The organism is Leptospira sp. WS58.C1 (assembly GCF_040833995.1).
Taxonomy (GTDB): Bacteria; Spirochaetota; Leptospiria; order Leptospirales; family Leptospiraceae; genus Leptospira_B; species Leptospira_B cinconiae.
The window spans coordinates 2828256-2850938 of record NZ_CP162137.1 but is presented as its reverse complement, the minus strand read 5'-3'; the positions used below and the strand labels follow the sequence as shown (position 1 = coordinate 2850938).

Sequence of the window (22683 nt, the reverse complement as noted above, 5' to 3'; positions counted from 1 at the left end):
CTCTGTTATAAGAGCTCTAAAATATAATCATGAAACATAACGACGCAGTTACTTATCGTCCGGATATCGACGGTTTAAGAGCGATCGCTGTTCTTTCCGTAGTTCTATTTCACGCTTTCCCAACCGTGATACGGGGAGGATTTGTCGGCGTTGACGTTTTTTTCGTAATTTCAGGATACTTGATCTCAAGCATTCTTTTTAAAAATCTTCAAAAAGGTACGTTTCATTTTTTAGATTTTTACGCACGCAGAATACGTAGAATTTTTCCCTCTTTATTGGTAGTTTTGACTTTCTGTCTAACTTTGGGATATTTCGTATTATTGAGCGAAGAGTATAAACAATTAGGAAGACATACTTTCGCAGGAAGTTTCTTTTTCTCGAATATAGCTCTTCTGGACGAGTTATCGGATTATTTCAATGTTGCTGCGGAATTAAAACCTTTACTACACTTATGGTCTCTGGGGATTGAGGAACAATTTTATATAGTTTGGCCGTTGGCATTGTATATTGCTTGGCGATTTAGATTCAATTTGTTCTTCATGACGATCGTCTGCGCAGGGATTTCTCTAATCTGGAATTTAGCCGAATACAAAAGAAATCCTATATATACTTTCTATTTACCTTATACAAGAGTTTGGGAACTTCTGTTCGGAGCTACTTTAGCTTGGACTCAATTATATAAGGCTGAAAGTATTAATGATCTACTTCCTTCTTTCACTCGGAAACTCGAGTTTTTCAATAAACCTCTTTCTTTTTCGAAGTGGAATGATTCTAGAATATGTGACATTCGTTCTATCTTAGGTTTTATTCTCATATTAGTACCTGTGTTATTTTACGGTAAAGAGACACCTTTCCCGGGGATTGCTGCATTGGCTCCGGTATTGGGGGCGGTCTTGATCATTTCGTCAGGCCCGGAAGCGATCATTAATCGGAAAGTTTTAGCTACTAAGCCCTTGGTCTTCGTTGGGTTAATTAGTTTTCCTTTATATTTGTGGCATTGGCCTTTATTATCTTATACCGCAATTTTGGAATCCGGATCTCCTGCTCTCCAATGGAGGATGATTGCAGTTATACTTTCTTTCATACTTTCGGTATTAACTTGGCATTATGTAGAAAAGAATCTACGTTTTCGGGAGAATACTTGGGTCCTTGTCTCTTTATCCGGGTTACTGATTTTTGTGGCATTATTCGGTCAGACGATTTATAAAAAAGACGGGTGGTCGTACCGTGTTACTCAATATAGCGAGAATGCGAAAATTTTCGAGGGTTGGATGATCTCCGATCCAAAATGTATTGATAAATTCAAATCGGAATACGGCTCCAATTTAGTATATTGTATCGTAGGAGATCCTAACAAACAGCCGGATGCAGTTTTGATCGGAGATAGTCATGCAAATGCATTGGCATACGGATTGGTTCGGAAATTTTCCAAGGAAGGATTAAATTTACTGCATATGGGTTTGGGGGGTTGTCCTCCTTTTTTTGGGATAGAGGCGGATCCGAAACGTCCTTGCGAAAGAGAAAATAGAACTTTGGAAATGTTAGAGAAGAACCCTAAGATTACTAAGATCATACTAAACAGCAGAGGTCCTAGGTATTTGACCGGACACGGTTACGGAGATTTAGAATCAAATGCGGTAGGGGCGGCAAAATATCGCTTTAAGCCCGATATAACAGATCCTCATCAGGCTTTTAGGGAAGCGATGCGAGATACTTTGAGAAGATTGACTGCCGCCGGAAAGGAAATTATTTTTGTAACGGATGTTCCTGAGATTGGATTCGATCCGAAACGTTGTGTTTCTCTTCGGCCTTTTCGACTCGAATTCGAGGATCCAGAGAAGGTTTGCAAAATACCTAGGCGAAGTTTTGATGAAAGAACTTTAGAATATCATGAATTAGTAAATTCGGTTTTAAAGGAATTTCCAAATGTTAAGCTATGGGAAACTTGGAAAAATTTTTGCGACGAAGAATATTGTTATGCTCTCAAGGACGGCAAGCTGCTATATAGGGATAGTAATCATATCTCTTTAGAAGGCTCCTACTGGTTAGGAGACAAATACGATCCGAAATGAAGATTTAAAATAATAGATTAGCTCGAGCTAATTAGTCGGGCTAATCATTCCTATCCGACCTTAAAACGCCTTTTCCGGTCTTTCTCCCACATAATTCCAATGTCCCATTTTCCGATCTTGTCTCGGCTCGGACTTGCCGTAAAGATGTAACGTGTATCTTTCGTCCGCAAGATATTTCGCCCAAAGAGTCGAATCGGGAAGATAGTCCTGGCCTAATATATTTTTCATGGAAGATGGATGAGAAGAAAGTTCTGAAGGAAGCGGAAGTCCCGTGAGACATCTGAGTTGGAGTTGGAACTGGGAGATATTCGCTCCGTTTTGCGAGAAATGACCTGAGTTATGCGGTCTTGGAGCAAATTCATTTAGGACGATCTTATCACCTTTGATAAAGAATTCCAGACCGAATACGCCTACATATCCGATTCCTTTTGCAAGGATTTTGGCGGATTCGACCATTTGTCTTTTGATCGAGTCCGTAAAATTTCCAGGATGGATAGTGGTGTCCAAGATATGATTTTTATGAATATTTTCGGAAGGTGAATAACATAGTGTATTTCCTTCTTGGTCCCTTGCTAAAATGACAGAACCTTCTTTGTCGAACTCGTACCATTCTTCTAAGATCAGATCGAGCGGTTCTTGTCCCAATGAACCGACCCATGCCCTGAATTCTTCTTTGGTTCTGAATTTTGTCTGTCCTTTTCCGTCGTATCCGAAAGAGGAAGTTTTTAGGACAGCGGGGAACTTGGATGTCTCTGCCGCTTTTTCAGCTTCCGCTTTATTTGTGATCGGATAAAAAGGTACAGTAGGAAGTCCTAATTTAGAAAATAATGTTTTTTCCCTGATCCTATGTTGTGCGATCCGGATACACTCCGGACTTGGAAAGACCGGGAGAGAGGATTTTCTGGAATATTCGGAGATGAAGTTCAATTCTCCTCCGGGTATATTCTCGAATTCGAATGTAAGTGCGTCGATGGACCTTAGAAATACTTGAAGTGATTCTTCGTCTTCGTATGGTGCAACAGTCTCATTAGCTCCCACTAAGGAGGCGGGACTATTTCGCTCCGGAGAATAAACGGATACCTGATAACCCATTCGGATCGCTTCTTGGGCGAACATTCTTCCAAGCTGCCCCGATCCCATCACTCCAAGCCTTGCGGGAGGAAGTAGATTTTTTTTCATATTAGGTCTTTGTTCTTGGACAATGCTTCTTCTTTAATATCGTTTCTGTATTGTTCCAATTTTTCGGATAAGTTTTCGTCTTGCAGGGATAGTATTCTTGCAGCTAGTAATCCTGCATTTTTCGCACCCGCAGTACCGATCGCAAGCGTTCCGACCGGAACTCCTCCCGGCATCTGCACTATGGATAATAAACTGTCTAATCCCGATAGTGCCTTACTTTGAACAGGCACTCCTAATACAGGCAGAGTTGTAAGAGACGCCACCATTCCTGGAAGATGGGCCGCACCACCGGCTCCCGCGATAATAATCTCGAATCCTTTGGATCTCGCGGTTTTGGAAAATTCGAATAATAGTTCTGGAGAACGATGTGCGGATACGATCTCGGTATGACTATCTATCCCGAACTGTTTCAGGATGGAGACCGCTTCTTTCATGGTTTCCCAATCGGAACTGCTTCCCATTATAACGGCAACTTTCGTTTTCACACTAGCAAATTCCTTTATGGTCGACTCCGAGGCAAGTCCGAAAACGTTTCAGAAACCGTTGATTCCTGAATTTAATTCTTCTACGGCTCTTTCTAATTTCATTCCTCGCGAGGCCTTTGCTAATAGATAAGAACCCTTGGGTACTTCTCTACGGATCGTATCCACTAAGTTTTTGAGTCCTTCTTCGTTTCCCGGAAAAGAAAAGGATAGAAGGCCGGACTTTGCTTTTTTCCGGAAACTCTTTAGCGCATGAGAAGATTCCGATCCGAATAAAAAGATTCCTTTGCAGTTTTTTAAACTTGCGGCAAAATTTCCGATCTCGGTATGGAACTTACGGGAATAATTTCCCACTTCTTTCATGTCTCCGAGTACTGCATAAAATCCTTCTTCTCCGGAAATTTGGGAGCAAGCCTCCAGAGAAGACAACATGGATTCTCTATTTGCATTATACGTATCGTTTAGAATTTTATAATTTCCTTCTTGGAAATCCAATCGTTTGTCGCCGGATCTGAAGTTTTGAATGCCGTTCTGGATCCAATCCGTAGGAGTTCCTAATTCCTCCAAAACCGAAACACATAATGCCAAGTTTTCCAGGAGTTTGATCCCTGGAAGGCTCCAATCCAAAGAATAATTTAGGAATGAGATCTTAAATCCTTCCCTAGTGGTTTCGACGATCTCTAATCTTCTTTTTAGAGGGATCGATTTGAATTTGATCCCGTAACGTAGGCATCTTCGCTTTAGAAAATTCTTATATTCTCCGGATTCAGGATAGAATAATACTCCATCTTTGTTCATCCCTTCCAGAATTTCCGATTTTGCTTTTGCGATCCCTTTTTTAGAACCTAATAATTCTATATGTGCGGTTCCGATCGTTGTGATAACTGAATAATCCGGCCTTGCCATTTTGGTTAACCTGGAAATTTCCCCGGCATGGTTCATTCCCATCTCGCAGACAACGTATCTGGTTTTAGAATTGATCCTAAATAATGTGAAAGGCACTCCGATCTCGTTATTATAGTTTTTTTCAGTGACTACCAAACCTTCTTCCAACGGGGAAAGGCAAGAGGAAAGGATTTCTTTCGTGGTAGTCTTTCCGCTGGAACCTGTGACTGCGATCAAGACGGGGTTGAATCTGGATCGATGAAATAAAGCCAGTTTTCCTAGAGCGAGTAATGTGTCCTTGACTTGGATCGCTTTCGATCTTTGTTCCTGGGTGAGAGTTTCTAAAATTGGATGGCCTTTCTCGCATAAAAAATAAGAGGCTCCTTTTTCCAAGGCATCTAAAATAAATACATGTCCGTCCCGATTTCCCCTCAAGGGTACGAATAAACTTCCCGGTTCCACCATTCCGGATGCCGTGCTTATGCTTGTGATCTCCGATTCTTTTTGAAAGGAGAAGTCCGACGGGCATTGTAATATCCTTCTTACAGTTTCCGGATCGTATTGGAATGGGGCTTTCATGCGCCCAATATCTTCCCTCCTAAAATACTCGCAGTCTATTTTTAAAAATTCCTCTTGCAGAGTTCCGGTCCGGGTTATCAAGTATGCGGATGCGAAAAACCAAGGTTGTTTTAATCGGTTTGGGACGGATCGCTTCTTCCTTGGAAAAAGATCCATATCGGTCCAAACCTTGCACTCACTCCGGCGTGTTATTTTCTTCTTGGGGGAAAAAGAATTTTGAACTTGTGGGGGGAGTGGATCCGAATCCGGATAAAAGGGAGACGTTTCGCAAACAGTGGAAATTCCCCCGAGATCTGACCTTCTCCGATCCAGATCATTTTCCTTCTAATATAAAACCGGACCTTGCGATCATTTCAAGTCCTTCCGAATCTCATTATCGTAATGCGTTGGAATGGATCGAAAAAGGTATTAAAAATTTTCTGATCGAAAAACCGGTTTGTGAGACTTTCCTTCAGGCTAAGGATTTGGAAAAAATTTCGCGTAAAAAAGGGATCCGTATTTGGATCAATCATGAGAGAAGATACCATCCCAAATATCTATGGGCTAAGGAGGTTCTGGATTCCCGCAAGTACGGACCTATACGAACGATCCGCGCCTCGGTTTTGACTTCCGCCTTGTCTCCGGGTAGAGCCTTCCAAGGAAGGACAGGACCCTTATTCCATGACGGAACTCATGCTGTGGATTTGGTGTATTGGTTTTTGGGTAAACCGGATCGGATCCGATCTTCTTTAACTAGAAGAAAGGGAATTCCGATAGAAGATCGAGCGCTCGCGTTCTTGGAATATAAATCCGGCCCTGCCGTGTTTTTGGAGGCGGGGGGAATGAGAAAATATTTCCAATTCGAAATGGATATTATGACCGAGGAGGCCCGTATCCTTCTTTCCAATGACGGTATGAGACTTTTTGTTTCCAAACCTTCTAAGAAATACAAGGGATTTAATAGTTTGACGGAAGTCTCATTTCCCGAAAAATCATTCCTCGGATCGAACCCGTTTATGAACCTTTATGCGGAGATACACAAAGTTCTTACGGGAAAATCGGAAAGAATGACCGGGGACATCGGAGAAAATCTAGGCATCATGGAACTTTTACATAAGATCAAGACCGGCGCCGAGATCAGAACGGTTTCGGAAATCTAATCGTATGCAGGTAAGCCCCCAGTCCACAAATTCCAATCAATTACCTTCTTATTCCGCAAGAGGAAGATACTACAGAGGGAGTTTCTTTCTTTGGAAAAAAATATTCAGTCTATTCTGGTATTATAAATTCGTAAGATTATTTCTTTCATCCAAATCTAGAGAAGAAAGAGAATTAGAATTTTATAAATCATTGGGCTTAGAATGTAGGGACTTCTTCCTGAAGATGGGAGGAGTATACATAAAACTCGGTCAATATTTCGCGTCACTATCTCATTTATTCCCTGAAAGTTTTACCGATCCTTTGCAAGATTTGCAGGATCGTGTTCCCCCTCATCCTTTTGCGGAAATTAAGGAAAGATTCAAAAAAGAATTCGGAAAAGAGATTGCGGAAGTTTTTCCGGATATTTCGGAAGCACCTCTCGCTTCGGCATCCATTGCTCAGGTGCATTCCGCCACTTTTAAGGGAGAAAAAGTAGCGGTTAAAATTTTATATCCCGGCATCGAAGATATAATCGAAAAAGATCTAAAGGCCGTTCGTAAATTCCTAAAAAGGATCAACCGATTCCTGGTCCGATTCGATTTTAAGATCGTACATAAGGAAATTGCAAAGTTAGTCGGTAGAGAAACGGATCTTCGATTAGAAGCGGAGTCCATGGATCGTATGGCAAGATATTTTGCGGAAGAGCCGGATTACGTTTTTCCGAAACTCATCCCAGAATGGAGCGGTAAGAGTGTTTTGACCGCTCAATTTATTGAAGGGATCCGTATTACTCAGGCAGGCACTTTAAAAAAAGGACAAGCTAAGTCCAGACCGGTGGACCTATTGATCAGAGCTTATATTCTTATGATATTCGAATATAGGTTTTATCATGCGGATCCTCATCCGGGAAATATGATCTATACTCCGGATGAAAAACTTTGTTTTATAGATTTCGGAGCAGTGGGAGAAATTCCTCCCAGCCAGGCAATTGCACTTAGAAAGATTATACTATGCGCAATGACAAAGGACTATCCGGCACTCGTAGAGGCATTGGATGAGTTGGGACTCGTTTCCAAAAAAGCGGATAGGGATAAGGTAGAGGAAGTAGTCCGCTATTCCATGGAAAAACTGTCCAAGTTCCTATCTGATACGGACTCTTTTCAAAATATCAAGTTCGAGCAGATCCATACTCCTGAAGATCTGAAATTTCTAAAAGAGATCAATTCCAGTCTTCGCGGGCTTCTCCGAATGATCCAATTGCCGACCGCACTTGTTCCTTTGGAAAGAGTGCTCGGCCTTCTAGTCGGGATTACTGCAAGCCTGGATCCGTATCGTACTGTCTTGGATTATGGGGAAAAACCGTTTAAGGGCCTGGTCTTCCAAGGAGAGAACCAATGGCAGAAGGTATTGGTCCAGGAAGGCGGTATTTGGGGTCAGGCCGTTTCTCTGCCTGGGGAATTATTACAGGCGGTTAAAAATTTAAACCGAGGAAAGCAGGCCTATAAACTTCCGGATCTGGAACAACATACCAAGAAAATATACTCTTTAGGTCATCAGATCATCAGCACCGCATTTATACTTTTCGGTATCCATTATGGAACCGATCGATTGGATAAAGGGATCGAAACTCAAGCAATGGTGGCTTATGGAGTATCCGTTTTCTTCGGAATCCTCCTTGCTCTATCAGTTATCAAAAATAAATTCAGCACTAAAAGGAATCGTCAGTGAAATATTTCGAAAAGAAATTCTTAGAGGTATACCCGCCTATCTTCATCATCAGTGTGATTATTGGAACAGTTATAGATCTGGTTACCAAGTATATCGCGATCTTATACCTAAGACCTCATAACCCGATCGAATTGTTAGGGGATTTTTTCCGTTTAACCCTGACCTTCAATACGGGTTTTGTGATGGGTCTTTTCCAAGGATTTCCAAGGACTTCTCTGGCTTTGACTGCAGTTGCGATCTTAGTGCTGATCGCATATCGTTGGAAAAATTCGGACCTAGGCCATCCTGCCGGTTGGGCATTGGTAATGTCAGGAGCCTTCGGGAATTTTATCGATAAGTTTTTCGTAAAAATTATCGGGATCGGAGCCGAGTTCGGATTTGTAGAAAATCGTTATGAAGGAAGATTTATCGGAGTAGTGGACTTTTTAGACTTCGATTGGCCGAACTGGCTTTTGATCGATAGATGGCCCGCATTTAATTTTGCGGATTCCTGCGTGAGCGTGGGACTGGTGATCCTGATCCTTACCATGAAAATCGAAGAGGATAAGAAGTAGTTTTGAATTTTCTGCAACTCCCCATTTGGAAGAAAATAATAAAGAAGAAGGGAACCTCCAATCCGGAGATCATACGTTTCCTTCGAGAAACATCCGTATTCGGAAAATTGAAAAGAAGGACCTTGCACGAGATCGCAAGACTTGTCCACGTTAGGCAATATTCCGAGGGAGAGGAAATTTTCAGACAAGGGGAAGCCGGAGCAGGATTTTATATGATCTTTGACGGAAAAGTTGCCATTCGTTCCGTTAGGGACGGAGTGGAATTGGATTTGGCCCATTTGGATCAACATTCATTTTTTGGAGAACTTTCCTTATTTTCCGAAGAGAGAAGGACGGCAACCGCGATTGCCCAAGAGCCTTCCACTTTACTCGGGTTTTTCCAACCTGACTTGAAGGAAATTATAGAAACCAAACCTAAGATAGGTATAGAGATCTTATTGAGTCTAACCGGAGTTGTAGTAGAAAGGCTTCAAAAGACCAATCAGTTATTGGAAAAAGCATATTACAAGGGCAGACAAAAAAATGCCTGATCCTACGAAACCGCTCTCCACACATGTAATCCGATTTATATTTTTCTTTTTGGTCGGAGCGGCCATCGTATTTTTCGCAATAGGCCTTCAACTTCTGATTGTTCCTATCGCTCTTTCTTTAATTCTATTCTATATATTTAACGGCTCCATAAACTATTTCGAATCATTGGGAGTGCCAAGGATCTTCTCGGTAGCGATCCTGATCTTTTTAATCTGTCTTCCTATCTATTTAGTCGCTACCGAAGTAGCTCCACCCATTGTTTCCACTTTGCAACCTATAATCAAGAATTGGAAACAAGACATGGACGAAGCCAAGTTCAAATATTTGGTAGTGGGTTTCCAGCTTAGGTTCAACGATTATCCGGCGAGCTGGGAAGATACGATCCGTCCCGACGAACTCGTAAAACAAGCTGCCGAGTTGATCCATGCTCAGGTTAGTGGGCTCGTTTCGGTGATCCCTACGTTGATCGGATACTTGGTTGTCACACCGTTGTTTGCATTTTTGTTTTTATTAAATGGGAACGGAGTTTACAAAAATATTGTAAGCTTGGTCCCGAATCGATATTTCGAAATGACCTTGATGGTGACCGCAAAAATTAACGAACAGATCACCAATTATTTGAGGAGTTTGGTAATCCAAAGCGCGATCATCACTGCCGTGTCAATGATCGGATTTTATGCGATCGGTTTAAAATTCTTTTATATATTTGCTTTATTCGTAGGGATCGCAAACTCCATTCCGTATTTAGGGCCTATTATCGGTATGGTTCCTCCATTGTTCATGACCCTCACGCAAGGTGCAGGGATTTTTAATCCGAATTCGATCAACGACGGAATGGGAATGTACGAACTCATGTTTGCGATCTTTGTGGTCATCTTGATCGCGCAAGCAGTGGATAATTTTTTCGTTCAACCTGTTATCATTTCGGATGCGGTTTCCCTCCATCCTGTAATCGTAGTGGGAGCTGTCACAGTAGGAGGCAGTCTACTCGGAATCGCCGGAATGCTTGTAGCAGTTCCCCTGGCGGCAATCCTAAAAGTGACTATCGCTTCTCTTTACAGATCCATGAAAGATCATAAGCTGCTTTAGATAAGCGGCTTTCTTTCCCTTTTTTTATTCCGCACCGATTCCAAGATACACTCTGACTTTTTCGGATTCGTATTTTGCAATGGCATTATCATCCGGAAATAATTTAGAAAAAATGAATGCGGAGAGAAACGCCAAAGACATGGAAACGATCGCTGGATTTTTCAGCGGGAATATCGCCTGGTCAAATTTAAATACATCCACCCAGACCGTAGGACTGAATATTATAAACAAGGTCGCCGAAATAGAACCGATCAGAATGGAGAACACTCCTCCCAACGTGCTGAAATTTTTCCAAAGAATGGATAAGATTAGTGCAGGAAAATTTCCGCTGGCTGCGATCGCAAATGCCAGTCCGACCATAAATGCCACATTCTGATCCTTAAATAAGATCCCGATAAGAATGCTGGCAATACTGAATATTACCGTTGCCTTCTTAGCGACGGAAACCTCTTCTTTTTCGGTCGCTTTGCCTTCCGTGAATACATTGAAATAAAGATCATGAGAAATGGTAGAAGCCGCAGCTAATGTCAGACCTGCTACCACTGCGAGAATTGTTGCGAATGCAACGGCGGCGATAAATCCTAAAAAAGGTGTGCCGCCTAATAATTCCGCTAAAAGTGCCGCCGCCATATTACCGCCTTTATCTATTCCTGCGATCTGTTCCCTTCCTATGAGAACTGCAGCCGCAAAACCTACGATCGGAATGATGATGTAAAAGTATCCAATGAATGTGGTTGCATAAGCCACCGATTTTCTGGCTTCTTTTGCGTCCGGCACGGTATAAAACCTCATTAGAATATGAGGTAAACCTAATAGACCGAACATTAAAGCGAGTCCTAACGAAATAGAATCGATCGGACTGGCCGCAAATCCCCCCGGCTCTAAAGCGGATCTTCCGAATTTGCTCTCCACTGCGGAAAATAAATTCTCTAAGCTGAAACCGAATTGTGCCAAAGATAAGATCACGAGTAGAGTGACACCGAAAAGTAGAAGACAGGCTTTTATGATCTGCACCCAAGTAGTCGCGATCATTCCTCCGAAAAGAACGTAAAGAAGCATTACCCCACCTACGATCAAAACCGCAAACTCGTAAGGAAGGCCGAACATTAGATTGATCAGTTTTCCGGAACCGACGATCTGAGCGATAGAGTAGGTGATCGTTACTAAGATCCCGCCGATGGAAGCGACGATCCGGATCGGTTTTTGTTTTAAACGGACGGCTAAAACATCGGCAAACGTATATTTTCCTAAATTACGTAAAGGTTCCGCTAAAAGGAACATGAGAGCCGGCCAACCCACCAGCCAACCGACCGCATAAATGAGCCCGTCATAACCTTTCAGGGCTACCATACCGGAAATTCCCAGAAAGGAAGCCGCAGACATAAAATCTCCGGAAAGGGCTAAACCGTTTTGAAGACCCGTAATGGATCTTCCTGCGGCATAAAACTCGTTGGAAGTTTTGGTTTTTTTTGCAGCCCAATAAGTAATTCCTAATGTAAGAATTACGAATAGTACGAAAAAAAGAACGGAGATGACATTCGGTTGTCCTAAGGAGGAACCCATTATTTATTCTCCGATTCTAATTTGGATTTTAATACTTCGACTTCTTGGTCGTAATATCGATTGGCCCAGAATACGTATAAGAATGTGAGGAGCCAAGAAAACAGGATTACTGAGGCTCCGGCATACAATCCATAGTTGCCGGTTCCTAGTTTGTTAGTGACCCATTCCTTTTTTAAGGAGATGATCAGTATAAATCCGTAATAATTCAGGAATAGGAAAAACAATAAAACGAAACTAACTGTCCATCTATCTCGAACTAATTTTTTGAACTCGATGGATTCGATCAATTGATGAGCTTTTATCTTCATAGTGAAGTCCTTGGAACGGCGGAGAGAATAGGATTTTGCCTCTCGTTGGCAAGGAGAAAAAGCCTTTTAGAAATAAATCTGATCCGACTCTTTGTTAAAAAGTCGGCTATCGATAGATCGGGTTAAAATAGACCGTTAATTCCGTTTATGTTAACGGTTTTGATGATCTCTTTTTCCTGTTCCGTCTCTGCTACTTTCCAAGTGACACCTGTTGGCGTGGCAAGAAGACTTCTTCCTATCCTCTTTTTGCCGAATGGAATGCCATAACCGGAACTGCGGACCAAGAATATTCCGTATTGTGAGGAAAGATCCGCATAATTTTTCAGATCCTGAGAATAATTTGTACCGTTATCCGAAACAGAGTCCAAATGGAATGCCAAATTGATCCTATCCGACTTTAATTTTTCCAGTTTGGACTTATCTTGGATCTCTTTGCCTGCGAAGATCCCGAAACGAAATCCGCCCAAGATCAAAGAGTCCTCTCCGGAGCCTGGGATCGCAGGAGAATCTTCGGAGGATAAACCTTTTACGTCGTACCAATCCACTAATACTATGTTCTGTACGATCGGAATGGAGAATCTTAACTGCCCTTCGTCGTCTCTTCGGAACATTCCTCCGCCGAAGATGGCGCCTTTATAAACTTCCGAGACCGCATAGATCTCATCTAGGAAAGTTTTTGCACGAGAAGCCAATGATTCCGGAGAACCGTTTCCTCCACCCGGAAAATATAACGGTAGAATGAGGAAATCCGATTTCTCCTTAGAAAGTTTGGATCTTTGCTCTGGAGAGATCGGTTGGGATAGATCCTTTTGGAAAAGGGTTATTTTTACTGAGGTCACTCTTTACCTGCGATTTACATTTAATCGGAAAGTATGGATGGGTCCACACCGAAACTATCGTCTTCTCCGCCGGACTCGGCCCCAGGGCTTAAAATTTCAGCTTCCGGAGCGGCGTTCGTGGTCTTGATGCCGAATTCTTTTTCCATCTCTTCCGCGGAAAGTTCAGGAACTCCACCGAAAAGATCTCCGTTTTCTAAACGTTCGGCAAACGCCAGAGCATAACAATAAGATTCCATAATACATTGTTTTATGGGTTTCTTATTCAATCTCTTTTTGGATTCCATGAGATCGAAAGTCATTAAACTTTCCATATTGGTTACGATCTCTTTTTTGCCTTTCATATCCGCTATCAATTTGGATAGAAGTTCCGCACCCTTCTGAAAAAAGTCCTTTGCGGTGACTCTTACGTTACGCGACTGTTGGCTTCTTTTAGTCTCCAAGGCGGAAGTTTTTTTGGAAGCTTCGATATAATTTGCACCCGGATTTTTGAGATGGTTTTCCAGTTCCTTATAATATTGATCGTAGATCCTGAATTGTTCGTGGATCCCTCTTGTGGTTTCGTAAAGATCGATCAATTTTTCACGGTAATCCATTTTGGATCCGCCCACAATCGTGGGTTTTAGATCTATCTTTTTGGTCGTCATTACGAAGGAATATTCATCGTCGAACTCCTTGAAAAATAACCAGGTCAAGAAGGCTTTGTCTCCGGCGGGAATTACATCGTGTTCTCCTCTGGAATCATGACGTTTTCTTAATTGATCTAAGGACAAGGATCTCATGAGTTTTAGACCGTATTTTAGCTCTTTACTTAAGCCTTCTTCCGGATCTATCGGCTTTTCTTCCGGAGTTTCTTCGGTATCTTCTTCTTCCGGTTGGGCTCCGCCGGAAATTTCGTCTAACTCTTCTCCTTGTTTTCTTTGGCCGAGTTTTTCTTCCGGAAGGATTCCCAGGACATTCTCCATGTATGTGCTCAATAGCGGGATGTTTTTGTTCTCACTTCTTAGGATTGCAAGATAGAGTTTATCAAAAATAGTCCCGTACAGAACGTCGAATTCCTGAAGGGCCCTTTTTCGTTTCGTATTGTAAACCGTAGCGGGTTTACCTTCCAGTTTTTCAAGAGCTTGGTAGCCCAAGGTCACGGCTTTTACGTAAGAACCTTGGAAAGGATACATATAATACAGTTTTTTGAATATAGAATATAGAGGTTGTCTCACTCTAGTGATCGATAATGGAAGATCGGGAGCTGCGTTATGCCCTTCTAAAAGTTGGTTCAACTCGTTGCTATCATAAACTTTGTGCATTCTACCCAAAAGTTCTATGTATAGGGGATTTTGCCCGTCCAGTTCCTTTGCGATCTTGGAAGCGTAAGCCGGGTTTCCTAAAAGATCGTTACCGACAAAGTTCATTTCCAGAAGAGCTTTTTTTCCCGCGATATTTAGCTCGGACATAAAAGCGGGGAGCAGGTCGCTGGAAGAAAATGACGTAACGCGAGAGATCCAGCATTTGAATCGGACCGCCATACGATTGAAAAAATTTCCCATCTCATCTTCTAACGCCTTACGATCCATGATCGGGTTCGGCTTAGAAGGTGCAGGTTTTGCGGGCGGTTTTCCTGATTTAGAAGATTGGTTCTGTTTCGGGTCTCTCCCCCCGGCTTGGCTTCTTGCACCTTGGCGGATTTGGGGTTGCTCTTTCTGTTTGCGAAGAGCTTCTTCCCGTTTTTTATCCTTATCAGAGACAACTTTTCCCCCGGCGGACTGAAACTTGTCGAACATTTCCCGCCTGGCTTTATCATCTAGGTTATTGGCACCGATAGTTTTTCTGGTTTTATCGAATTCGGACATGGACTGGATTCCTTGGAAACCGCTCTGATTGTATCTTGGCTTTCAGGCGAAATAAATCAACAAAGATACTTATTTCTTGACATACTCCGAATTCCTGGGCCTGTTATTTTCCCATGATTCTTAAAAGTCTCGCCCGAGAAAATCACCTGGTACTTTCGGTCCAGGAGGATATCTTGATGGATAATTCCCGGGACTTTTACCTCGAGTTTGAGGAGAGCGTTCGGGAGGGATATCCCCCTGTGGTTAGTTTCCATTTAGGTCTCGTAAAGTTTATCGACTCTTCCGGAATAGGCATTATAATCAAAGTCCGAAATCAGATCCGGGACCATAGGGGAACAGTGAATATATTCGGACTAAATAAGTCCCTACATTCCGTTTTTAGGCTTTCCGGTCTAGACAGAATTGTAAATCTGTACACCATCGAAGAATTTCTGGAGAAATACCCCGACTTTCGGGAATTTCTGACGATAGAATGAACCGGAAAGTCTTCTAAAAAGTTCCAACAAATAGATGAATCAATTCGGCAAGAGTCCTGTAATGAATTTTTCACTTTTAGATCCTATAAAGGGAAAAGCTCTCCGTTCTTCCCTGATCCTTTTTTTAGCCTTCAGTTTTTCCGGATGTTATCCTTATTTTTTCAAGGACCGAATGTTCCGCTCTGAGGGGATGGGATTTTTTACCATAAGTATTTCCGATCTACCCGATTTTGATAAAACTTCCAAGAATGAAGATATTAAATTGGAACATCCTATCCAATTGGATCAGGCCAAAATTAAGGACTACTTTGGAAATTTACGATATTCTAAACGATCATCCGTAGGTTATTTTTCGGATTTCGTTTTTTCAGATCATGAGCTTGATCTGTTGGCAAGAGACCTTCCTTATACCCTAAAAAATCTTCCGGAAGACAAACTTCTTCTGATCATCTCCAAATATGATGACACACAATCCGTTATCTCTTTCGACGAGGTTACCAGTTGTGTTCTTTGGGCGAGAGAAGGTAAGATCAATCTTCTATTCGGTCGAATCAAGCGAGAGCTTGTGGATCGGGACGCTGCCCTGGATTTTAGCCGTTGGACCCGGATCGAGAAGATTAGGCTGGCTCATGGCTTTGATGGGACTGAGATTGCAGAAGGCGAGAATGTGGACTTCGGTCAAATAGACGGACTTCCATTGCGCAAATGGGTGGTTTTCGATCTAAAAAATCCGAGCAAATACAAATTTACTCCCAGAAAACAATATCAACCGGTCAAACTTACCGACGAAAACGATAGGCCTTAAATTAAGGCCTTAGACGGCTGCCGCACAACGTTTACAAAGTCCGTTCTGTCTTTCTTCCGCAGGATGTCTCCAACAACGAGGGCATTCTTCTTCCTTCGGTTTTAGTACTCTAACCGAGAAATGTTCGTCCGAGTATTCCGACAATTGTTCTCTGTCCGTTTTTTCAAAACCTACTTGAGAAACGGTGAAGATCAGCTCCAAAGTTTCTAAAGAGAAATCTTTTTGGAGTTTATTCTCCGCTTTAGGAGAAATTTCGACTGCGGCTTCCAGGGATTTTCCTAATTTTCCTGCCTGTCTTGCTAACTCCAAGGACTTATGCACCGTTTCTCTTGCTGCCAATACTTCTTCGAATTTGGTCTCAAGTTCCTTGTTTCTTAAAGAAGAAAGATCCGGGAATTCTTCCGTAAAGATGGATTCTTTTTTGCCGTTCTCTTTCCAAACTTCTTCCGTGGTAAAACTTAAGATAGGAGCGGAGAATATACAAAGAGTTTCTAATACGATTTGAAGTGCCGTACAGGAAGATCTTCTGGTTTTGGAATCTCTACGATCGCAGTACATTCTATCACGGATCATTTCGAAATAATCTTGGGAAAGTGTTACCGTACAGAATAAAAGAAGTTTTTGATATACTTGGTGAAACTGGTAATTCTCGTAATGGTTTTTGAGTTCTTCCGAGAGTTGTGCCAGTTTAGAGAGATAATATTTGTCCACTTCTTCCAGATCGGAAACGCCGAGGTTTTGGTCCGAAGAATGCCCCGCCAAATTTCCTAATAGATATCTGAATGTGTTTCGGATCTTTCTGTAATTATCGGCGATGATCTTGAGTCCATCTTTTCCGACTCTTACATCGTCTCTGAAATCCTGAGAGCTGACCCAAAGTCTGAGTATATCCGCTCCGTATACGTTGATGATATCCGTTGTTGGATCTATTCCATTGCCCAAAGATTTGGACATGGCCCTTCCTTGCTCGTCCAAAACATATCCGTGAGTGAGAACGGATTTGTAAGGTGGAATTCCGCGTAATGCCATGGAAGGCCAAAGGCTGGATTGGAACCAACCTCTATGTTGGTCGGAACCTTCTAAATAAAGATCCGCCGGAGGTTCCTGGCCTCTTTCTTTTAGGACCGCAAAGTTGGAAACTCCGGAATCGAACCAAACATCTAAGATATCTTTTCCTTTTCTAAAGGAAGAAGATCCACATTTGGAACATTTTGTTCCGGGAGGAAGGAGCGAATCCGCAGGTTCGCTATACCAGATCTCGATTCCTTTGGTTCTTACAAGATCGGTGAAGAACTTTACGGATTTTGCATCTAAATGGGTTTCATTACAATTTTCGCAAGTGAATGCCGGGATTGGGACTCCCCAGTTTCTTTGTCTGGAAAGACACCAGTCAGGTCTAGTTTCTACCATGGAGCGGATCCTGGTAATTCCCCAGTTCGGGACCCAGCTTACTTTATCGATCGCCTCTAGGGATTTCTCTCTTAGCTCTTTATAATCTATTTGGAAAAACCATTGTGGAGTTGCACGGAAGATCAGGGGCTTTTTACTTCTCCAGCTATGAGGGTAACTGTGTTCGAATTCGGAATAATGAAGAAGTAGATTTTTTTCTTTCAGCAATTCCACGATCTTAGGATTTGCATCCCAGACTTTGATCCCTTTCATCATCGGGAATTCGTCAGTATATCTACCGTAATCGTCTACAGGAGAATAAGGTTCTAAACCTGCAGCCAATCCGATCTTATAGTCGTCCTGCCCATGACCAGGTGCCGTATGAACGGCTCCGGTTCCTGCATCCAGAGTCACATGTTCTCCGAAAAGAGGAATGGAATCTTGATCTAAGAAAGGATGGCGAAATACCATTTTTGAAAGTGTTTCTTGGGAGACGGGGTCTTTCTTGTTAAGTTGGACTTCTGCGGCTTTTTCTACCGCCTCTTTAAGTCCGTCGGCGATGAGTAGCTCCTCTCCGTCAGGAGTCGCATAAAAGGAATATGCGAATTTCGGATTAAAGCTAATTGCTAAATTTGCAGGAAGGGTCCAAGGAGTAGTGGTCCAGATCAGACAGAATTTTCCGGATTGTCCTTTGATCGGGAATTTAACATAGATGGAAGGAGATTTATGAGGGTAGTATTCTATCTCCGCTTCCGCATGAGCGGTCGCTAGTTCGATACACCAATAAACGGGTTTTTTGCCGCGATATACATAACCTTTTTCGAATAGATCTCCGAATACTTCTACGATCTTTGCCTCGAAATCGGGGCTCATGGTTTTGTAGATCTTACCTTCTTCCCAAAAACATAAGAAACGGGAAAGGTCCTGTCCTTGTTTTTGAACGTATTGTTCCGCATATTCTCTACAAAGTTTTCTTAATTCTTCCGGGCCGATCTCTCTCGCCTTTTTGCCCAGGTTTTTGAGGACTTGCACTTCGATCGGAAGTCCATGGCAATCCCAACCCGGGATCATATCCGTTTGGTAACCTGCGAAAAATTTGGACTTAACGATCATGTCCTTTAGGATCTTGTTGAGTGCATGTCCTGTGTGAAAATTCCCGTTTGCATAAGGAGGTCCGTCATGAAGAATGAACTCCGGACGCCCCTTTCTTTTTTCCTGCATTTTGCGAAGGATTTTTTCCGACTGCCAGGTTTTGATCTGGTCAGGCTCTCTAGTGGAAAGTCCGGCCTTCATCGGAAAATCCGTTTGAGGTAGTATTACGGTATTTGAATATGGATTCTTTTTATCTTCTTCTTTCATCGGATTAAAATTCTATCTTCACTTTAGGGAGAAGTTTTCTTGCGGATTCTATTTGAGACGGTTTTAACCCTGTCTCTTTTAAGATCAGCAGTCTTAGTTTAGGATGGCTAGCCAAAAATCCCAAGTTTTTAGGGAATGATCCGATTTTTCTGTTCCTTGCCAGATCCAAAACTTCTAGTTTTGGAAATCCCATTAAGATATCTATATCGGATTCCTTGAATTCGATCTTATTCGAATCTAAATAGATGGCTTCGACGGAAGTTCCGGTCAGTTCTGCTGGAATTCCCTCGAAATCGTTATTTCCCGCGAAAAAAAATCTGAGTTTGGAAAGTTTAGAAACGGACCCGGGTAGCTTTTCTATATCGTTCCCATATATATTTAAATGTTCTAAATTACTCCAGTCCCCGGCATTTTCCGGTAGAGAAGTAAGTTCGTTCATTCTCAGGTCCAACCATTTCAGGTTAGGGAAAAGGAATAGGGAAGGAGGAACCGTTCCAAGTTTGCCTAACCCCAGATCTAATTTTTCTACCGAGGTTGGGTTTTTTGCCGCTTCGTTTAAAATTTCGGAAGCGGAACGCCTGCAATCGGAAATGATAAACGCAGCGCAAAGAATTAAATAAGCGATGCCGACTTTCTGAATGGTTCTCATCTGAATATTTCCTCTAAGCCGGATTCATATACCGATTTAAGTTCGTTTGAAGTGATGGAGATCCCATATCCTTCTACCTGGAGTTTTGGGTCGGGTTCTACGGTTCCGATGGAATGGAAATCCAAACCCTTGGAGGCGACTAATGATTTGATACTTTCCTCTTTTCCTTTTTCGTAACCGATCAATACGGAACTTGCACTTTCGCCGAAGAGTGTCAGATCTTTCCTGCTTTGTTTGATTGCACTTAAGTCCGCTTTGATCCCGAGGTCGGAGAGTATTACGATTTTGGCAAGTGCGACACCAATCCCTCCTAAGGAAAGATCCTTGGCAAAGGAAAGATCTGCGTTCTTTCTCAAAGAGACTAAAACCTCTAATAAGGATTTTTCGTCGGCAAGATCGAATTTAGGGATTTGTCCTTCGACTTTGCCTAAAAAAGTTTTCTGGTATTCGCTTCCGCCCAGGCTCGGTTTAAATTTACCGATTAACGCTAAAGAGAGTCCCGCTTTTTTAGGAGCACCCCAGACCGCTTCTTTTTGTTTGTCCAGGATACCTACCATACCTATGGTCGGAGTAGGAAAAATCGGCCCTTCGGGCGATTCATTATAGAAGGAGACATTTCCTCCTGTGACGGGGAGCCCTAAAAATCTACAAGCGTCTCCCATCCCTCGGACACATTCGGAAAACATATAATAGTTTTCCGGAATATATGGATTTGCAAAATTTAGGTTATTAGTCACTCCGAGAGGTTCCGCCCCTGTGACTGCTACGTTTCTTGCGGCTTCGCAAACTGCAAAGGCCGCTCCCCAATACGGGTCCAAATAGGTAAATCTGGAATTACAATCGGTTGCGGTCGCCAACGCCATATCGGTATCAGGGATAGCGGATAATCCCCCGTCGGCTCCAGGCCCGATCAATTTTACCAGACCAACTTCCGTATCGTATTGTTCGATGATCGGTTTTCGGGAGGATATATTCCAAGAATTTAATAGTTTTAGCAGCTTTTTACCCGCTTCGTTCTCTTGCAGATCGGGAGTGGAATCCGGAGTCCATGTAGAGACTTGGTCCAAATATGTAGGACGTTTTGTCTCTCTGACGTATCTAGGTGCGCCTCCGCCTAAAACTAAAGTGTCCGCAGGGATTTTGGCTTTTAGTTTTCCGTCTTTATACACTTCTAATAGACCTGTGTCCGTGACTTCTCCGATCTGGACCGCGTTTAGATTCCATTTTTTGAATATAGCGATCAGTTCTTCTTCTTTCCCTTTTTGTGGGATTACCAACATTCTTTCTTGGCTTTCGGAAAGCATTGCCTCGTAAGCGTTCATTCCGGTTTCACGGAAAGGGACTAGGTCCAGATCGATTTTCATTCCGGATTTTCCTTTTGCGCTCATCTCGGAAGTTGCGCAAGAAATTCCGGCAGCACCCATGTCTTGGATACCGACCAAAAGTTTTTTCTGGATGGCTTCGAGAGACGCTTCCATCAGTAGTTTTTCCATGAATGGATCTCCTACTTGCACGGCGGAACGTTTCGACTCGGACTCTTTGGTTAAGTCCTTAGAGGCAAAGGATGCACCGTGGATACCGTCTCTTCCTGTGGTAGAGCCTACGATGAATACTGCGTTCCCCACCATTCCTCCGGTAGTTGCGCTTGCCATTTGGTCGTGCCTGACGATCCCAACGGTCATCGCGTTCACCAAAGGGTTCTTGGAAAAACATTCGTCTATGAATAGTTCTCCTCCTGAGACTGCGATCCCTAATGAGTTACCGTAATCTCCGATCCCTTTGACTGCTCTGGATAATAAATACTTATTTCTGGGTTCGTCCGGGTTACCGAACCTAAGAGAGTTTAAGGATACGATGGGTCTTGCTCCCATGGTGAAAATATCTCTCATGATTCCGCCCACTCCCGTGGCTGCACCTTGGTATGGTTCCACTGCGGTAGGGTGATTATGACTTTCGATTTTAAAAACGACAGCTAAACCTTGGCCGATGTCCATGGCTCCGGCATTCTCCTCTCCCGCTTGAGCCAAAAGTTTGTCTGACTTTGTAGGAAGAGTTTTTAATTGGAGGATAGAATTTTTATAAGAGCAATGCTCCGACCACATTGCGGAGAAAATTCCGAGTTCTGTGGAGTTAGGGATTCTGCCTAGGATTTCCTGGATTTTGCTAAATTCTTCTGAGGTAAGACCGTGTTCGAGAGCGTCTTGGAGGGAGACGGATTCTTTTTCCATTACGGGACCAGTTTTTCGGACTTGGCCCCCACTGAAAACTATTTTAGGGCGGAAATCACTTTCTTAGGGTTCAGATATTGTAGTAGTTCCTACGGTAATACAAAAGAGGTCTTTTGGAGTCATCGGATACGGCGAATAAGACTCGTCCGATCACTATGGTATGATCTCCTCCATCCACTTGTTTTTCCAGTTCACATTCTAACCTGGCCAATGTTCCGTTTAGGAAAGGCGCTCCATTATGCCCTAAATCACAGGCTAATTTTTGGATCAGTTCGTGTTTGTCGATTTTTCCGGAAGCGAATTGGTTGGAATATTCCTGTTGGTCGGAAGCTAGAATGTTAACTGTGAAAAGACCTGATGCAAGCAAAGGATCGTGACTTGTTATATTCTTTTGGAGATTGAAAAGTATTAAAGGTGGATCTAAAGAAAGTGAACTAAAACTGCTGACTGTAAGTCCTCCGGCTCTAGTCGTGTCGGAAAAAGTCACCACGGTGACGCCGGATGCAAAATGAGAGAGTGAATTTTTGAATTCGTCCGCGCTGAAAGACATAGGAAGTAATTAGTTTTAGAAGCGTATTTGTAAAGTGGGAATTCTGAAAAAAAAATTAGGTTTTCCTGACCGAAACCGACCTCAAGTGTAATAGAATAATTTTGGAGGATGTATGAGCATACAAGGAATTCAAGGATTGTCGGATGCGGAGATACGTTCAGAGGTGCAAAAGGGCGGAAAGTTCGTGTATTATCTTTATACGTTTTCCATTTTGATTATGACATTTAAAAATCCTTCTAAGGTATATTTCATTCGTGCGAGGGAAAATTCCGTTTTAAAAGGATTAGGATTCACCATCGTGACTCTGTTCTTTGGCTGGTGGGGATTTCCTTGGGGACCGATCTATAGTATTCAATCCTTGTTTACGAATTTAAGCGGCGGAAAGGATATTACTCCCGAAGTTTTGAGTTCCTTCGGGCCGGAACAAAAAATAGATACGGATCGTTTTTAAACCT

The 22683-nt window shown here is 42.6% G+C and carries 20 protein-coding genes; 9 read left to right on the top strand and 11 right to left on the bottom strand.

The annotated features are described in order from the left end of the window. The first annotated feature begins 29 nt into the window (after positions 1-29). The gene (locus tag AB3N61_RS13035; RefSeq protein WP_367897787.1) at positions 30-2072 is read left to right on the top strand and encodes an acyltransferase family protein; all 2043 of its coding nucleotides are present in this window, start codon (positions 30-32) and stop codon (positions 2070-2072) included. Between the two features lie 60 nt (positions 2073-2132). Here AB3N61_RS13035 and AB3N61_RS13030 read toward each other — a convergent pair whose 3' ends face one another. From AB3N61_RS13030 to AB3N61_RS13020, 3 genes are read right to left on the bottom strand one after another with little or no spacing between them, the layout of a single operon-like run. Further along, positions 2133-3251: a 5-(carboxyamino)imidazole ribonucleotide synthase gene (locus tag AB3N61_RS13030; protein WP_367897786.1), complete on the bottom strand. Its 1119-nt coding sequence runs from the start codon at positions 3249-3251 to the stop codon at positions 2133-2135. Next, on the bottom strand, positions 3248-3736 hold the full coding sequence (gene purE / locus AB3N61_RS13025) for a 5-(carboxyamino)imidazole ribonucleotide mutase (protein ID WP_020768763.1): 489 nt from the start codon (positions 3734-3736) through the stop codon (positions 3248-3250). Before purE ends, AB3N61_RS13030 begins: the two co-directional genes overlap by 4 nt. Before the next feature lie 48 nt (positions 3737-3784). Continuing rightward, complete coding sequence (locus tag AB3N61_RS13020; RefSeq protein WP_367897785.1) at positions 3785-5197, bottom strand: UDP-N-acetylmuramoyl-tripeptide--D-alanyl-D-alanine ligase; 1413 nt, start codon at positions 5195-5197, stop codon at positions 3785-3787. 89 nt (positions 5198-5286) lie between these two features. Here AB3N61_RS13020 and AB3N61_RS13015 point away from each other — a divergent pair, with 89 nt between their 5' ends. The 5 genes from AB3N61_RS13015 to AB3N61_RS12995 are packed head-to-tail and all read left to right on the top strand — an operon-like array spanning position 5287 to position 10218. Next, on the top strand, positions 5287-6336 hold the full coding sequence (locus AB3N61_RS13015) for a Gfo/Idh/MocA family protein (RefSeq protein WP_367897784.1): 1050 nt from the start codon (positions 5287-5289) through the stop codon (positions 6334-6336). 4 nt (positions 6337-6340) lie between these two features. Further along, complete coding sequence (locus AB3N61_RS13010) at positions 6341-8044, top strand: ABC1 kinase family protein (RefSeq protein ID WP_020768822.1); 1704 nt, start codon at positions 6341-6343, stop codon at positions 8042-8044. Next, on the top strand, positions 8041-8598 hold the full coding sequence (locus tag AB3N61_RS13005) for a lipoprotein signal peptidase (protein ID WP_020768772.1): 558 nt from the start codon (positions 8041-8043) through the stop codon (positions 8596-8598). Before AB3N61_RS13010 ends, AB3N61_RS13005 begins: the two co-directional genes overlap by 4 nt. A gap of 2 nt (positions 8599-8600) precedes the next feature. Further along, a complete protein-coding gene (locus AB3N61_RS13000; RefSeq protein WP_020768888.1) occupies positions 8601-9128 on the top strand; it encodes a cyclic nucleotide-binding domain-containing protein in 528 nt (175 codons plus the stop codon). Beyond that, positions 9121-10218, top strand: a complete 1098-nt coding sequence (locus AB3N61_RS12995) for an AI-2E family transporter (protein WP_020768882.1) — start codon at positions 9121-9123, stop codon at positions 10216-10218. The genes AB3N61_RS13000 and AB3N61_RS12995 overlap by 8 nt, the downstream gene beginning before the upstream one ends. Before the next feature lie 24 nt (positions 10219-10242). On the opposite strand, the gene AB3N61_RS12990 is transcribed toward AB3N61_RS12995, so the two are convergent. The 4 genes from AB3N61_RS12990 to AB3N61_RS12975 all read right to left on the bottom strand — a co-directional run bounded on the left by AB3N61_RS12990 (position 10243) and on the right by AB3N61_RS12975 (position 14772). Next, positions 10243-11781, bottom strand: coding sequence for a sodium:solute symporter family transporter (locus tag AB3N61_RS12990; protein ID WP_367897783.1), 1539 nt, complete (start codon positions 11779-11781; stop codon positions 10243-10245). Further along, positions 11781-12089, bottom strand: coding sequence for a DUF485 domain-containing protein (locus AB3N61_RS12985; protein ID WP_020768833.1), 309 nt, complete (start codon positions 12087-12089; stop codon positions 11781-11783). Before AB3N61_RS12985 ends, AB3N61_RS12990 begins: the two co-directional genes overlap by 1 nt. A gap of 122 nt (positions 12090-12211) precedes the next feature. Beyond that, a complete protein-coding gene (locus AB3N61_RS12980; RefSeq protein ID WP_020768935.1) occupies positions 12212-12928 on the bottom strand; it encodes a hypothetical protein in 717 nt (238 codons plus the stop codon). A 20-nt stretch (positions 12929-12948) separates the two neighbouring features. After that, the gene (locus tag AB3N61_RS12975; RefSeq protein ID WP_020768964.1) at positions 12949-14772 is read right to left on the bottom strand and encodes a hypothetical protein; all 1824 of its coding nucleotides are present in this window, start codon (positions 14770-14772) and stop codon (positions 12949-12951) included. Positions 14773-14885: 113 nt separating this feature from the next. On the opposite strand from AB3N61_RS12975, the gene AB3N61_RS12970 reads away from it, so the two are divergent. Both AB3N61_RS12970 and AB3N61_RS12965 read left to right on the top strand, forming a co-directional pair. Continuing rightward, positions 14886-15248: an STAS domain-containing protein gene (locus AB3N61_RS12970; protein ID WP_036089120.1), complete on the top strand. Its 363-nt coding sequence runs from the start codon at positions 14886-14888 to the stop codon at positions 15246-15248. Between the two features lie 61 nt (positions 15249-15309). After that, a complete protein-coding gene (locus AB3N61_RS12965) occupies positions 15310-16053 on the top strand; it encodes an LA_1326/LA_4305 family lipoprotein (RefSeq protein WP_020768972.1) in 744 nt (247 codons plus the stop codon). 9 nt (positions 16054-16062) lie between these two features. Here the strand turns inward: AB3N61_RS12965 and ileS are convergent, their stop codons facing one another. The 4 genes from ileS to AB3N61_RS12945 form a co-directional block, all read right to left on the bottom strand. Next, positions 16063-18801: an isoleucine--tRNA ligase gene (ileS, locus tag AB3N61_RS12960; protein ID WP_367897782.1), complete on the bottom strand. Its 2739-nt coding sequence runs from the start codon at positions 18799-18801 to the stop codon at positions 16063-16065. 4 nt (positions 18802-18805) lie between these two features. Then, positions 18806-19450: a leucine-rich repeat domain-containing protein gene (locus tag AB3N61_RS12955; RefSeq protein WP_020768928.1), complete on the bottom strand. Its 645-nt coding sequence runs from the start codon at positions 19448-19450 to the stop codon at positions 18806-18808. After that, complete coding sequence (gene purL, locus AB3N61_RS12950; RefSeq protein ID WP_367897781.1) at positions 19447-21678, bottom strand: phosphoribosylformylglycinamidine synthase subunit PurL; 2232 nt, start codon at positions 21676-21678, stop codon at positions 19447-19449. The genes AB3N61_RS12955 and purL overlap by 4 nt, the downstream gene beginning before the upstream one ends. A gap of 70 nt (positions 21679-21748) precedes the next feature. Then, positions 21749-22228 (bottom strand): flavin reductase family protein, encoded by a 480-nt coding sequence (locus AB3N61_RS12945; RefSeq protein ID WP_020768910.1) that lies wholly within the window; start codon positions 22226-22228, stop codon positions 21749-21751. Positions 22229-22340: 112 nt separating this feature from the next. Here AB3N61_RS12945 and AB3N61_RS12940 point away from each other — a divergent pair, with 112 nt between their 5' ends. Continuing rightward, positions 22341-22679 (top strand): hypothetical protein, encoded by a 339-nt coding sequence (locus AB3N61_RS12940; RefSeq protein WP_036089118.1) that lies wholly within the window; start codon positions 22341-22343, stop codon positions 22677-22679. Positions 22680-22683 lie beyond the last annotated feature (4 nt).

Excerpts from the sequence above, each read along its gene's own strand:
- AB3N61_RS13030 (WP_367897786.1), bottom strand. The coding sequence starts at position 3,251 with ATGAAAAAAAATCTACTTCCTCCCGCAAGGCTTGGAGTGATGGGATCG.
- AB3N61_RS12945 (WP_020768910.1), bottom strand. The coding sequence starts at position 22,228 with ATGTCTTTCAGCGCGGACGAATTCAAAAATTCACTCTCTCATTTTGCA.
- AB3N61_RS13020 (WP_367897785.1), bottom strand. The coding sequence starts at position 5,197 with ATGAAAGCCCCATTCCAATACGATCCGGAAACTGTAAGAAGGATATTA.
- AB3N61_RS12985 (WP_020768833.1), bottom strand. The coding sequence starts at position 12,089 with ATGAAGATAAAAGCTCATCAATTGATCGAATCCATCGAGTTCAAAAAA.
- AB3N61_RS12940 (WP_036089118.1), top strand. The coding sequence starts at position 22,341 with ATGAGCATACAAGGAATTCAAGGATTGTCGGATGCGGAGATACGTTCA.
- AB3N61_RS12990 (WP_367897783.1), bottom strand. The coding sequence starts at position 11,781 with ATGGGTTCCTCCTTAGGACAACCGAATGTCATCTCCGTTCTTTTTTTC.
- AB3N61_RS12995 (WP_020768882.1), top strand. The coding sequence starts at position 9,121 with ATGCCTGATCCTACGAAACCGCTCTCCACACATGTAATCCGATTTATA.
- ileS (WP_367897782.1), bottom strand. The coding sequence starts at position 18,801 with ATGAAAGAAGAAGATAAAAAGAATCCATATTCAAATACCGTAATACTA.
- AB3N61_RS12965 (WP_020768972.1), top strand. The coding sequence starts at position 15,310 with ATGAATTTTTCACTTTTAGATCCTATAAAGGGAAAAGCTCTCCGTTCT.
- AB3N61_RS13010 (WP_020768822.1), top strand. The coding sequence starts at position 6,341 with ATGCAGGTAAGCCCCCAGTCCACAAATTCCAATCAATTACCTTCTTAT.
- AB3N61_RS12970 (WP_036089120.1), top strand. The coding sequence starts at position 14,886 with ATGATTCTTAAAAGTCTCGCCCGAGAAAATCACCTGGTACTTTCGGTC.
- purL (WP_367897781.1), bottom strand. The coding sequence starts at position 21,678 with ATGGAAAAAGAATCCGTCTCCCTCCAAGACGCTCTCGAACACGGTCTT.
- AB3N61_RS12975 (WP_020768964.1), bottom strand. The coding sequence starts at position 14,772 with ATGTCCGAATTCGATAAAACCAGAAAAACTATCGGTGCCAATAACCTA.
- AB3N61_RS12955 (WP_020768928.1), bottom strand. The coding sequence starts at position 19,450 with ATGAGAACCATTCAGAAAGTCGGCATCGCTTATTTAATTCTTTGCGCT.
- AB3N61_RS13015 (WP_367897784.1), top strand. The coding sequence starts at position 5,287 with ATGCGAAAAACCAAGGTTGTTTTAATCGGTTTGGGACGGATCGCTTCT.
- AB3N61_RS13035 (WP_367897787.1), top strand. The coding sequence starts at position 30 with ATGAAACATAACGACGCAGTTACTTATCGTCCGGATATCGACGGTTTA.